The following is a 12,180-nucleotide window of genomic DNA, read 5'->3' as shown; positions in this document are numbered from 1 at the left end:
TTTTAATTAGCCAACATCTCGACTAAACTTCTGCAGTGCCGTCATTTCGAGCGGAGTGCAACGCAGTCGAGAAATCTATTTCGAGACAGATCTCTTTATTTCGTTACGCTTCAATCGAGATGACGATCATGTGTAATAAACTCTGTCTGGCTGTTCAAATCATCCAGTAAACTGCTTAAAACCATTTCTCTTTTATCTTCAATAGAAAGATCATCCTGGATATAAACAGTAAGGTTCGTGTTGTCTGCGGCTTGAGTATGCATGAGTTAGGGAATTATGTTTGTCAATTTAATGTCTACAATTATCTAACGCCGATATTTAAATATGGTTTGTAACTTTTTTATTTGAACTTTAATAATAGATCAGTTTAAGAATAAATCATATCCGGTCAAACATTGAGCTTCTTATTCAGGTTATAATAATGACAAAACAAATCTTATCAATGAAACATTACGACGCCATTATAATCGGAGCGGGGCAGGCAGGTACGCCATTGGCCAAAAAACTTGCCGAAGCAGGAAAAAAGACAGCCATTATTGAAAAAAGACTGGTTGGTGGTACCTGTATCAATGATGGCTGCACGCCAACTAAAGCAATGATTGCTTCTGCAAAAGCGGTTTATCAGGCTAAAAAAGCATCGGAACTAGGTGTTGAGATCGGATCGGTTAAAATTGATTTCAAAAAGATTAAACAACGTAAAGATGATATCGTAAAACAATTCAGGGAGTCGTCGGAAAAAGGAATTAACAGTACCAAAGGGCTTCAGCTGATTTTTGGTACGGCTAAATTTAGCGGAGAAAAGGAACTCACCATTGCCCTTAATGGTGGTGGCGAAGAAAAAGTTACTGCTGATTTGATTTTTATCAATACCGGCGCAAAAACAGCTATACCTGATGTTGAAGGACTGGATCAGATTGATTATCTTACATCGACAACAATTTTAGATATAGAAACCGTTCCGGAGCACCTGGTGGTAATTGGTGGCAATTATATCGGGCTGGAGTTCGGGCAAATGTTTAATCGCTTTGGTAGTAAAATAACCATTTTGGAAAAATCATCAGGCATATTGGCTAAAGAAGATCAGGATATCTCATCTGCCCTTACCGAAATCTTAACCGATGAAAAGATCGAAATCATCACGGATGTAAAGATTGATCACATCAGTCAGGATAAAAAACAGATCCATATTTCACTTGAATCTGGTAAAACGAAAAAGAGCATTACCGCAAGCCATATCCTCATTGCAGCCGGACGTACACCACAAACTGCAGATTTAGGCCTCGAAAATTGTGGCGTAAAACTCGATGATAAAGGACATGTTATTGTGAATGAAGAGCTGGAAACCAACGTAAAAGGAATTTATGCATTAGGAGATGTTAAAGGTGGGCCAGCCTTTACCCATATCGCTTATAACGATTATACCATTGTGTACCGTAACCTGATTGAAGGCACAAACTATTCCATTCAGGATCGGCCTGTACCTTATTGCATGTTTACCGATCCTCAGCTTGGCCGGATAGGGATTTCAGAAAAAGAGGCAAAAGAAAAGAAACTGAATTATGAAATTGCTGTAATTCCGATGTCGCAGGTGGCCCGTGGCATCGAAACCAACGAAACTTTAGGTTTAATGAAGGCCGTTGTTGATGCAGATACAAAAAAGATTTTGGGAGCAGCGATTTTGGCATCGGAAGGTGGAGAGATCATGTCTGTACTCCAAATGGCCATGGAGGGCGATATCACCTACGACAGGATCAGGTATTGCGTTTTTGCGCATCCTACTTATACCGAATCGCTGAATAACCTGTTTATGAAACTCGATAAATAACATGATCGAATTAAAAGGGATAAGTAAAAAATTTGGAGATACCCGGGCGGTAAATCAAGTCTCTTTTAAAGTGGCCGAAAAGGAAACGTTGGTATTACTGGGGACGAGTGGTTGTGGCAAAACCACCACCTTAAAAATGATTAACCGCTTAATTGAGCCTGATGAAGGTCAGATTTTTATTAACGGTGAAAACATTACCGGTCAGGATCCTGATGTTTTGCGTAAGGGAATAGGTTATGTGATGCAGAATATCGGGTTATTTCCACATTATACCATTGCAGAGAATATTGCGCTGGTGCCCAAACTTTTAAAGTGGGATAAAGAAAGAATAAAAAACCGTACGCAAGAACTCATTCAGAAGCTTCACCTTCCTGAAAGTACATTGGCGATGTATCCGCATGAATTAAGCGGAGGGCAGCAACAGCGTGTGGGCTTGGCCCGTGCCTTAGTTACCGATCCTTCAGTGTTATTAATGGACGAACCCTTTGGTGCTTTAGATAATGTTACCCGTACCAGTATTCAGAAAGAATTTAAAGCGCTTGAAGAATTGAAAAGAAAAACCATTGTAATGGTTACCCATGACGTTCAGGAAGCTTTTGAGCTGGCTGACCGGATTTGTTTAATGGATAAGGGCGAAGTGGTTCAGATCGGCACGCCTAAAGAATTACTTTACCAACCGGTAAATGATTTTGCCAGAAAATTTCTGGCCGGACAAAGGCTTGCATTAGAATTTAAAGTGGTTAATATACAGGATATATGGCCTTATCTACCTAAAGAAATTATTCAGGATGGAGAAAGTTATTTTGCTGATTTAAGTGTATGGGAAGCCATGGAACTATTAAGGAGTAATAACCGTTCCGAACTCCTGATTTCAGGTAATAACAAAGAAAATAAAGCAATCAATTTCGAACAGCTAACCAAAGGTTTTAACCAGTATCAAAACGCGCAGGTACATGAATGAGCAACATCAAACCTTATGGCAGTTTATGTCCGGGCAATCTGATAAATTGCTCAGTCAAACCCTGCAGCATGTAGGTTTAACCTTTATTTCCTTGCTTCTTGCCATTGCCATTGGCTTACCTTTAGGTATATTGATTGCGAGGAAAAGAAAACTTTCAGGTACGGTTTTGGGTATCGCAGGTGTGTTGCAAACGGTACCAAGCATTGCCTTACTGGGTTTTATGATCCCTGTTTTAGGGATTGGCGCCAAACCAGCCATTGTAGCCTTACTTATTTACGCCTTATTGCCCATTATCCGAAATACCTATACTGGCATTATAGGCATCGATCAGCACGTGAAAGAAGCGGCAAGGGCCATGGGTATGAGCAAAAGCCAGATTTTACTAAAAGTAGAATTGCCGCTGGCTATGCCTGTTATTTTAGCAGGTGTTCGTACCGCAACAGTAATTAATGTCGGGGTGGCTACGCTGGCCTCATTTATTGCCGCAGGAGGCCTGGGCGAGTTTATTTTCGGCGGCATTTCACTCAACAACACCAATATGATTTTGGCCGGGGCAATTCCTGCAGCTTTGCTGGCGATTATATTAGATGCACTGCTTTCCCTAATCCAAAAGATGGATTTTAAAAAACTGAGAAAGGCATTGTACATTTTTCCTGTCGTGATTTTAGTTTTGGGTGGTTTTTATGCTTTACCAACTGCATATGGTTCTACTTTAACAGCTGGTTTTACTCCTGAATTTATGGGCAGGCAGGATGGCGATCTTGGTTTAAAATCGACCTATGGCCTGAAAATCCATACCATCGTGATCAGCGATGCCGTGATGTATAAAGCCGCTTTTTCAAAAGAACTCGATGTAATCAGCGGTTATTCCACTGATGGACGTTTAAAAGCTTTCGACCTCAAAATCTTAAATGATGACAAGCATATTTTTCCGCCTTATTACGCCGCACCAATTGTTCGTGATGACGCTTTGAAGAAATTTCCGGAGCTGGAAAAAACGCTCAATTTACTTTCAGGGAAGATTACAGATTCCATCATGACCGATCTGAACTACAAAACCGATTACCTGCACCAGCAACCTGAAAGGGTAGCAAAGGATTTTCTGATCAGCAATGGTTTGTATAAAGCGCCTAAAAACGGGCATAATGGTACTGTAAAAATTGGTTCGAAGATTTTTGGCGAACAATATATTCTTGCCGAAATGTACAGCATGTTAATTAAAGGGAATACAGATTACGATGTGGCTACTAAAACCGGATTGGGTGGAACGAAAATCTGTTTTGATGCCCTAACGAACGATCAGATCGATTTTTACCCCGAATATACCGGAACAGGACTATTGGTGCTGTTGCAGCCAGATCCAAAAATTGCAAAGGAAATGGCCCACGATAAAGAGAAAACTTTCAATTATGTAAGTGCTGAATTTGAAAAAAAGTTTAAAATCAAATGGCTAAAACCCATTGGTTTTAATAATTCTTACGCTTTAATGATGCGGCAAAAACAATCAAAAGAACTGGATGTTAATAGCATCACAGATCTCAAAAATTATCTAGATAAAAACTAATGACACTGGTAGAAGAATACTTGCAGATTAGAAAATATTCCGAACAGATTTGTGAACCCTTACAAACCGAAGATTACGTGGTACAGCCTGTTGCAGATGTGAGTCCGCCCAAATGGCATTTAGGCCACACCACCTGGTTCTTCGAAACCTTTATATTAAAACCGTATGCCATTAACTATCAGGTGTATAACGAGGAATATAATTTCGTTTTTAATAGTTATTACGAAACCGTGGGCAACCGCGTAATCCGTACTAACAGGGGTAATTTAAGCCGCCCAGGTGTGAACGAAATTTATCAATATCGCAGTTATGTAGATGAAGCCATGGTAAAATTTTTAGCTGCTCCTTTAAAGGATGAAGTGGAGGAGTTATTGATTTTGGGCTTTAACCACGAACAGCAGCATCAGGAACTTTTATTAACCGATATTAAATATATTTTAGGCAATAATCCGCTTTTTCCTGTGTACTCAAAAGAGAAAAAAGAAGCGACTGTTAACCAAACAGCATCTGATTTTATCGATATCCCGGAAGGAATTTATGAAATTGGATATGAAGGATCAGATTTCAGCTTTGATAATGAATTAAACAGGCATAAAGTGTACCTGCACGATTTTTCTATCAGTAAAACATTGGTTAGCAATGCCGAATTTTTAGAGTTTATCAATGCAGGAGGCTACAAAAACTTTAACTACTGGCATGCAGAGGGCTGGGATTGGGTAAACAGTAACCACATCACATCGCCTATGTACTGGCATTTAATTGATGGCGCATGGTTTAATTATACTTTGGGTGGACTTTTGCCAATTGATTTGAATGCTCCGGTAAGCCACATCAGTTATTACGAAGCTTATGCTTTTGCCAGCTGGAAAGGCATGCGTTTGCCAACCGAATTTGAATGGGAAATAGCTGCAAAAAGCTTTAACTGGGGCGAAAGGTGGGAGTGGACCGAAAGCGCTTATCTTCCTTATCCCGGTTTTAGCAAAGCACCCGGTGCCATTGGCGAATATAATGGCAAGTTTATGGTCAACCAGAAGGTGCTCCGTGGGGCATCAATAGCCACTCCGGAAAATCATTCAAGAATAACCTATCGTAATTTTTTTCATCCGCATTTAAGATGGCAATATACAGGCATCCGCCTGGTAAAATAGATCAATATGAGTACGACCACCACCATTGAAACAACAACAGACAACAAAACACAATTTCTTCAGGAAACCTTAACAGGATTACAATCTGAACCGAAATTTATGCGCTCCAAGTATTTTTATGATGCTACCGGCGACCGCATATTTCAGCAGATTATGGAAATGGAAGAATATTACCTTACCAATGCAGAAATGGAAATTCTCAGGTACCAGTCTGCACAGCTTTCGCAGGCCATAACTGCAGATGGAACCGCTTTTGACCTGATCGAACTGGGTGCTGGTGATGCCACGAAATCCATTCATCTTTTAAAATCCCTGTTGGATAATAAAATGGAATTTAGTTATGTTCCGATTGATATTTCTGAGCATGTAATTTCAGACCTGGAGGAAAATTTACCTAAAAAACTTCCTGAATTGGATATAAAAGGCTTAAATGGTGATTATTTTGATATGCTTAAAAAAGCCACTCAATTATCTGATCGCAGAAAAGTAGTGCTGTTTATGGGGGCAAACATTGGCAACATGACAATTGCCGATGCTGAGGACTTTTGTTCATCTTTAAAACAACTGCTTTCTCCCAACGATCTGCTCATTATTGGTTTCGACCTCAAGAAAAATCCCCAACAAATCCTCGCTGCCTACAACGATAAAGGCGGAATAACCAGGTCGTTCAACCTTAATCTGCTACAACGCATCAATAAAGAACTGGATGGCAATTTCAACCTCGAAAATTTTGAACACTATGCCAGCTACGACCCTGCATCTGGTGCATGCAAAAGTTACCTCATCAGTTTAAAAAACCAGATCGTAAATATTGGTCGCCAGGCCATTCATTTTGCTGAAAATGAATATATTTTTATGGAAATCTCACAGAAATACGCCTTAAGTGACATTGATCAGCTTGCAGAAAAAACAGGCTTTAAACCACTGCAGCGCTTTTTTGATCAGCACCAGTATTTTGTAGATGCAATTTGGAAGGTAGATTAATCTTTTTATTTAAGAGCGATCGTCACCCTGAATTATTTCAGAGGCTTAATGCTAAACAGATGCTGATCCCAAAGATTCGGGACAGCATAACGACTATGATTGGTCAAGAACTTCTAGCAGTTTATCCAAATCTTCTTCCGTATTATAAAAATGAAACGAAATTCTAGTCCCCGTTCCCCTGGGAGAGCATAGAATTTTGGCAGCAGCAAGTTTATCAACCGTTTTTTGCTCTAATGGCAGGCTCATAATAGTTGATTGATATTTCCGGTTTAACATCCAGTCTGGGATCAGTCCTCTTGAACTGAGTTCCAATCTTGCTTTATCACAGCGTGTTTGGTTCGTTTTTTCAATCCAATCAAAACCGATGGCATCAAGATAATTTAAGCTTTCATTTAAAGTACCAAAGTTTAAGCTGTCTAAGTGGCCGGGTTCGAAACACATTGATAAATGATCTTTACCCTTTAAAAATGGCGCTGCAGGCAATGCTGCAAGTTTATTCTTCATGTAAATGGCAGCCTTCATCTGGTCGGAAAGAAAAACATAACCATTTCCATATCCGCCCAACAGCCATTTGTAACCGCTGCCTAATAAAGCATCTAAACCAGATTTTTCGAAGTTAAAATCAACAGTTCCCAAAAATTGTGTGCCATCACCGATTAATAAAAGATTAGGGTAAGTGCTTTTTAATTTCTGGATAAAATCGTCGTCCATTCTCAATCCACTAATGTATTGCACCATACTAAAAGCAAATATGGTGGGTTTAAAAGCATCAATGGCTTTAATGATGTTATCTTCAAGATTTTCATCTATATTGATTGTATGGTGATCGAATCCCATACTGATAACGGGGTAACTTACCGATGGATATTCCTCTTCAAGCAGCAGAAAACGATGATTTTTATCCAATCCGCTTAATAAAGTATTAAAACCTACCGAAAAATTTTGCACCAAAAAGGTGTTTTCTGGCTTTGAACCGAAAATTCTGGAAATATTGTTTCTCAGCTCATCGATTAGCGGTAAGTTTTCCATTCTGAAAATACTGCCACCGGCCATAAAGGCCTCATCGTGTTTATTTCTCCATGCTGCCAGATTTGTTGATAGCAGACCAGAATTAGCGGTATTGAGATAAGTGTAGTTTTTGAGGATCGGAAAGGATAGGTTCATATCCAAAATTAAAATAAATATGTATTAAAGTCATATGTCGCCTTCCGAAATTGAATTTTATACAAACCTATGAGAATCACGTTTGTTAAGTTAATACAATCCTTAAACGATTATGGAAAATCAAACTTCAATACTGATTACAGAACTTAAAAAATTATTAAACGGTGGCGGAGCGCATGTTGGACTAAAAGATGCCGTTGCCGATCTGCCCTTTGAGCTTTTAGGAGAGAAACCACACCATTTGCCTTACAGCATTTGGCAATTGACAGAGCACATTAAGATTGCCCAGTGGGATATGCTCGAATTTAGTAAAGATGGCGCACACCAGTCACCAAAATGGCCGGACGAATATTGGCCTAAAGAAGTTGCGCCAAAAGATGAAGAAACATGGAATAATACGCTTAAACAGATTGATAGTGACCTGAAAGAATTTATTGCCTTATTGGATTCGGTTGATTTATTTGAGCAGATTCCGCATGGAGATGGACAAACGGTGCTGCGTGAAGCTTTGCAGATTGCTGATCATAATGCTTATCACATTGCAGAAATTGTAGTAATCAGGCGTTTGTTGGGTGCCTGGAAAAGTTAAGTATTGATCACAATTAAACGCTGATGATATCTGTATGCATCCTTTTCATCTGTAGTTAAGTATTCCAGGATATTGTCTCGTTTAGGTGCATTATTTGCCGCTTTTGCAACCGGTTGATACTGAATATTCAATCTAAATTTACCATTGTTCTCATAAATGATTTAAAAACAAGGTTATGTTAGAAAATTCAAAAGCGTTCAGCTCATTTTCTGTAGATGATGTACAGAAAGCAAAAGATTTTTACCAGGGCGTATTGGGCCTCGAAGTTAAAGATAACCCGATGGGGGTAATCGAAGTGGTAGTTTCGGGATCATCAAATATATTGCTTTACCCCAAACCAAATCATGTTCCCGCTACCTTTACGGTACTTAATTTTCCCGTTGACAATATAGATCAGGCTGCTGATGAACTGATTGCTAAAGGCGTAAAGTTCGAAATTTACAACCAGGAGTCGATTAAAACCGATGAAAAAGGCATTTCCCGTGGTAACGGCGGACCAAATATTGCCTGGTTCAGAGATCCGTCAGGAAATATTTTATCTATTTTGGAAACGACCTAAATAGTTACGTCATTTCCACCATATCGGAGAAATCTATAAATTGCCTTGAAAACTTCCGAAGTTAGCCTTAGCCTTTTCGCGTTGCCGACTTCGGAAGTCTTGGGCTAAAGCCCATAACACTGGTGTGCAATTTCATATTCCTCATTGGTTGGAATCACCAAAATCTTAATTTTTGAATCAGCACTATTAATTTCTTTCATTTCTCCTTTGTAGGCTGTGTTTTGTGTAGGATCCAGTTTAATGCTCAGGTAATCCAGTTCAGTGCATACCGCTTCGCGCATATTACTATCATTTTCGCCAACACCTGCGGTAAATATAATCGCATCTATCCCGTTTAGGATGGCAGCATAAGCGCCGATAAATTTCTTAATGCGGTAAGCATATAACTTAAGGGCTAAAGCAGCAGCGGCATTTCCTTCACTAACCAGTTTTCTGATATCGCGCATATCACTCGATCCGCCCACGCCTAATAATCCCGATTGTTTGTTAACCAAAGTACTCAATTGTTCTAAAGTATAACCTGAATGTTCCATTAAATGGAAAATAACCGATGGATCGATATTTCCCGAGCGGGTACCCATCATCAATCCGCTTAATGGCCCGAAGCCCATACTGGTATCAATAGATTTTCCATCTTTAATTGCCGCCATGCTACATCCGTTACCCAAATGGATACTGATGATTTTAGAATTTTCTTTATTTAACCATTTAATGGCCTGTTCGCTCACATATTTATGGCTGGTACCATGAAATCCGTACACCCTGATGGCATGTTCTTTATAATACCATTCGGGAATGGCATAACGGTAGGCTTGCTCAGGTATGGTTTGATGAAAAGCAGTGTCGAATACGGCAATCTGTCGGGCATTTTTAAAAGTCTGCTCTGCAACTTCAATGCATTTATAATTAACGGGATTGTGCAATGGAGCAAGAGAAAACAGTTTTTTGATCTGTTGCTTTACTTCATCGGTGATGAGCGTTGCGCCTGTAAAATGTTCACCACCATGCACCACTCGGTGACCAACCGCGGCAATATCATCAGGACTGTTAATTACGGCATATTCGCCCTCGGTTAACAAGGCCAGCACTTGTTTTAATCCTTCGCCATGGTTGGCTATAAAACCCGATTCTTCAATGTTGTGCTTTTCACCATTACTATAAACGGTATGTTTGATAAACGAACCTTCAATGCCTATGCGCTCTACTAAACCACTGCAAACCGGTGCTTTTTCGGGCATTTTAAAAAGCTGGTATTTTAAGGAACTGCTTCCTGAATTGATAACTAAAATATTCATATTAAATGTCCTGACATTGGATTGCTGTAATCACAACGGTATTAAAAATATCATCTACGGTACAACCGCGGCTCAAATCGTTTATTGGTTTGTTTAATCCCTGTAACATCGGGCCAATGGCCAATGCACCGGTTTCGCGCTGTACAGCTTTATAAGTATTGTTTCCGGTATTTAAATCGGGAAAGATCAAAACGCTTGCCCTTCCGGCCACTTCAGAACCCGGTAATTTTTGCCTGCCTACTAATGGATCAACTGCCGCATCATATTGTATCGGGCCTTCAATTTTTAACTCCGGATGTCTTGCTTTTACAATCGCGGTAGCTTCCCTTACGCGTTCTACATCTTCACCTTCACCTGATGTTCCGGAAGAATAAGAAAGCATGGCAATGCGGGGCTCAATGCCGAATTTAGCACTGCTTTCTGCCGAAGAAATGGCAATTTCTGCCAGTTGCTGGGCAGTAGGATTAGGGTTAACCGCGCAATCGCCAAATATGGCCACACGCTCTGGCAGGCACATAAAAAAGATCGAAGATACCACCGATACACCTGGCTTGGTTTTAACAAACTGCAAAGCCGGCCTGATGGTGTGTTGAGTGGTATGTACAGCTCCCGAAACCATTCCATCTGCATCACCTTTATACACCATCATGGTACCGAAATAGGAAACATCAGTCATCATATCCCTGGCCATTTCCATGTTTACATTTTTGGCTTTACGCAGTTCGTGCAGGGTATCTACATAATCGTTATAATGAGTAGATTGTCTGGGATCGTGGATTCTTAACGTATTTAAATCTAAATTAAGTCCCAGCCTTTTTATGCTGTTGGTAATTTCGGCAGGGTCGCCTAAAAGTGTAATGTCAACAATATCCTGGGCAATCAGTTTTTCAACTGCTTTTAAAATACGTTCGTCATTTCCTTCAGGTAAAACAATGTGTTTTTTATCCCGTTTGGCCCATTTAACCAATTGGTACTGAAACATATGCGGCGTAATGCCCTGATAGCTAAAGGTAATGATCTTATCGTCAAGGGCTTTAATGTCTACATATCTCTCAAAAAGCTCAATCGCCAGGGCAATTTTTTTCTTGTTCTCAATTGTAATTTTTGAGTGGATACCCCCGATAGTTGTGGTAGTTTCGAAGGTTCCTTTTTGTACCGCAATAATCGGAATAATGGTCTGCAAACCTTCAATTAATTTAATAATCGGCTCATCAGGTAAACTGCCTGCAGTTAATACAATCCCTGCAATTTTGGGGTAATTGGCCGATAGATTGGCTTGTAATGCCCCAATAATAATATCCCCGCGATCGCCAGGGGTAACAATAAGCAGGTTATCTTTAATGTGCCTTAAAAAGTTGGGCAGCATCATGGCACCCGTTACGAAATTATCAACCTGGTTATCCATCAGTTCTGCGCCAAAAAGCACTTCACCACTCAATGCCAAAGTAATTTCTTTCATGGTAGGACTTTGCAATCCTGTTTCAGTCGGGATTACCGCAATAAGCAGTTCTGCCGGCAACTGGTTGGTTAAAGCCTGTTTAATACGCTCTGCTTCTTCAGGATTTACCATGTTGGCCACTACGCCCAATACCTGTACATCGCGCAACAGGAAATTGCGGTAAATATTAATGGCTGTTTTAAAAAGCTGACTGGCGGTTTTATTTTTCCCTGATACCACAATCAAAACCGGAGCACCCAGGTTTTTGGCCATTAAAGCGTTCGATTCGAATTCGAAAGCCATGCCTTCGCCCAGGAAATCGCTGCCTTCAATTACGGTGAAATCATAATTATCTTCCAGTTTTTTATACTTGCTGATGATGGTATTGATGATGGCACCGCTATCTTCCGATTGGTGAAGCATTTCCTGCCTGGTAAAAGCAAAGGCATCTTCATATTTAACCGGAAGCGAAAAATAATCCAGCATGGCTTCAACATGTTCGTCCCGCTGGTTCGGATCATCCTGCGCAATAATGGGTTTAAAATAACCTACTTTCTGGGTTTTGGCCAGCAGCATATTAATCATCCCGAAGGCAATAACTGATTTTCCGGTATAGGGCTCGGCAGAAGCGATGTATATATTTTTAGTCATAA

Annotated in this window: 11 protein-coding genes; 7 read left to right on the top strand and 4 right to left on the bottom strand. The window is 40.1% G+C overall.

Annotated elements, in window-relative coordinates:
- Positions 1-110: 110 nt before the first annotated feature.
- Positions 111-263 (bottom strand): hypothetical protein, encoded by a 153-nt coding sequence (locus ABD769_RS08940; protein WP_344851076.1) that lies wholly within the window; start codon positions 261-263, stop codon positions 111-113.
- Positions 264-442: 179 nt separating this feature from the next.
- Between ABD769_RS08940 and ABD769_RS08935 the strand changes: the two genes are divergently transcribed.
- Genes ABD769_RS08935 through ABD769_RS08915 form a run of 5 tightly spaced genes read left to right on the top strand, consistent with a single transcriptional unit; the run spans position 443 to position 6,482 of the window.
- Positions 443-1,825: a mercuric reductase gene (locus ABD769_RS08935; RefSeq protein WP_344851075.1), complete on the top strand. Its 1,383-nt coding sequence runs from the start codon at positions 443-445 to the stop codon at positions 1,823-1,825.
- Position 1,826: 1 nt separating this feature from the next.
- Positions 1,827-2,786 carry an ABC transporter ATP-binding protein gene (locus tag ABD769_RS08930; RefSeq protein WP_344851074.1) on the top strand — a complete coding sequence of 320 codons (960 nt, stop codon included), beginning with the start codon at positions 1,827-1,829 and terminating at the stop codon, positions 2,784-2,786.
- Entirely contained in the window at positions 2,779-4,350 is a 1,572-nt protein-coding gene (locus ABD769_RS08925) for an ABC transporter permease/substrate-binding protein (RefSeq protein WP_344851073.1), read from the top strand. The genes ABD769_RS08930 and ABD769_RS08925 overlap by 8 nt, the downstream gene beginning before the upstream one ends.
- Complete coding sequence (gene egtB / locus ABD769_RS08920) at positions 4,350-5,498, top strand: ergothioneine biosynthesis protein EgtB (protein WP_344851072.1); 1,149 nt, start codon at positions 4,350-4,352, stop codon at positions 5,496-5,498. The genes ABD769_RS08925 and egtB overlap by 1 nt, the downstream gene beginning before the upstream one ends.
- 6 nt (positions 5,499-5,504) lie before the next feature.
- Positions 5,505-6,482: an L-histidine N(alpha)-methyltransferase gene (locus tag ABD769_RS08915; RefSeq protein ID WP_344851071.1), complete on the top strand. Its 978-nt coding sequence runs from the start codon at positions 5,505-5,507 to the stop codon at positions 6,480-6,482.
- A 93-nt stretch (positions 6,483-6,575) separates the two neighbouring features.
- Here the strand turns inward: ABD769_RS08915 and ABD769_RS08910 are convergent, their stop codons facing one another.
- Entirely contained in the window at positions 6,576-7,646 is a 1,071-nt protein-coding gene (locus ABD769_RS08910) for an aminotransferase class V-fold PLP-dependent enzyme (protein ID WP_344851070.1), read from the bottom strand.
- Positions 7,647-7,758: 112 nt separating this feature from the next.
- On the opposite strand from ABD769_RS08910, the gene ABD769_RS08905 reads away from it, so the two are divergent.
- The gene (locus tag ABD769_RS08905) at positions 7,759-8,235 is read left to right on the top strand and encodes a DinB family protein (RefSeq protein ID WP_344851069.1); all 477 of its coding nucleotides are present in this window, start codon (positions 7,759-7,761) and stop codon (positions 8,233-8,235) included.
- Between the two features lie 175 nt (positions 8,236-8,410).
- On the top strand, positions 8,411-8,794 hold the full coding sequence (locus ABD769_RS08900; protein WP_344851068.1) for a VOC family protein: 384 nt from the start codon (positions 8,411-8,413) through the stop codon (positions 8,792-8,794).
- Between the two features lie 104 nt (positions 8,795-8,898).
- Here ABD769_RS08900 and ABD769_RS08895 read toward each other — a convergent pair whose 3' ends face one another.
- Positions 8,899-10,089: an acetate/propionate family kinase gene (locus ABD769_RS08895; protein ID WP_344851067.1), complete on the bottom strand. Its 1,191-nt coding sequence runs from the start codon at positions 10,087-10,089 to the stop codon at positions 8,899-8,901.
- A 1-nt stretch (position 10,090) separates the two neighbouring features.
- Positions 10,091-12,178, bottom strand: a complete 2,088-nt coding sequence (gene pta, locus ABD769_RS08890; RefSeq protein WP_344851066.1) for a phosphate acetyltransferase — start codon at positions 12,176-12,178, stop codon at positions 10,091-10,093.
- Between the last annotated feature and the right edge of the window lie 2 nt (positions 12,179-12,180).

The sequence above is a fragment of the Pedobacter jeongneungensis genome (assembly GCF_039538295.1).
Classification (GTDB): domain Bacteria; phylum Bacteroidota; class Bacteroidia; order Sphingobacteriales; family Sphingobacteriaceae; genus Pedobacter; species Pedobacter jeongneungensis.
Note: the sequence above shows the minus strand (reverse complement) of the source record. Positions and strands in the feature narration are given on the sequence as shown.

Bases quoted from the DNA above. Each gene is read 5' to 3' on its own strand.
- ABD769_RS08940 (WP_344851076.1), bottom strand. From the start codon at position 263: ATGCATACTCAAGCCGCAGACAACACGAACCTTACTGTTTATATCCAG.
- ABD769_RS08895 (WP_344851067.1), bottom strand. From the start codon at position 10,089: ATGAATATTTTAGTTATCAATTCAGGAAGCAGTTCCTTAAAATACCAG.
- ABD769_RS08905 (WP_344851069.1), top strand. From the start codon at position 7,759: ATGGAAAATCAAACTTCAATACTGATTACAGAACTTAAAAAATTATTA.
- ABD769_RS08910 (WP_344851070.1), bottom strand. From the start codon at position 7,646: ATGAACCTATCCTTTCCGATCCTCAAAAACTACACTTATCTCAATACC.
- ABD769_RS08935 (WP_344851075.1), top strand. From the start codon at position 443: ATGAAACATTACGACGCCATTATAATCGGAGCGGGGCAGGCAGGTACG.
- egtB (WP_344851072.1), top strand. From the start codon at position 4,350: ATGACACTGGTAGAAGAATACTTGCAGATTAGAAAATATTCCGAACAG.
- ABD769_RS08915 (WP_344851071.1), top strand. From the start codon at position 5,505: ATGAGTACGACCACCACCATTGAAACAACAACAGACAACAAAACACAA.
- ABD769_RS08930 (WP_344851074.1), top strand. From the start codon at position 1,827: ATGATCGAATTAAAAGGGATAAGTAAAAAATTTGGAGATACCCGGGCG.
- ABD769_RS08925 (WP_344851073.1), top strand. From the start codon at position 2,779: ATGAATGAGCAACATCAAACCTTATGGCAGTTTATGTCCGGGCAATCT.
- ABD769_RS08900 (WP_344851068.1), top strand. From the start codon at position 8,411: ATGTTAGAAAATTCAAAAGCGTTCAGCTCATTTTCTGTAGATGATGTA.
- pta (WP_344851066.1), bottom strand. From the start codon at position 12,178: ATGACTAAAAATATATACATCGCTTCTGCCGAGCCCTATACCGGAAAA.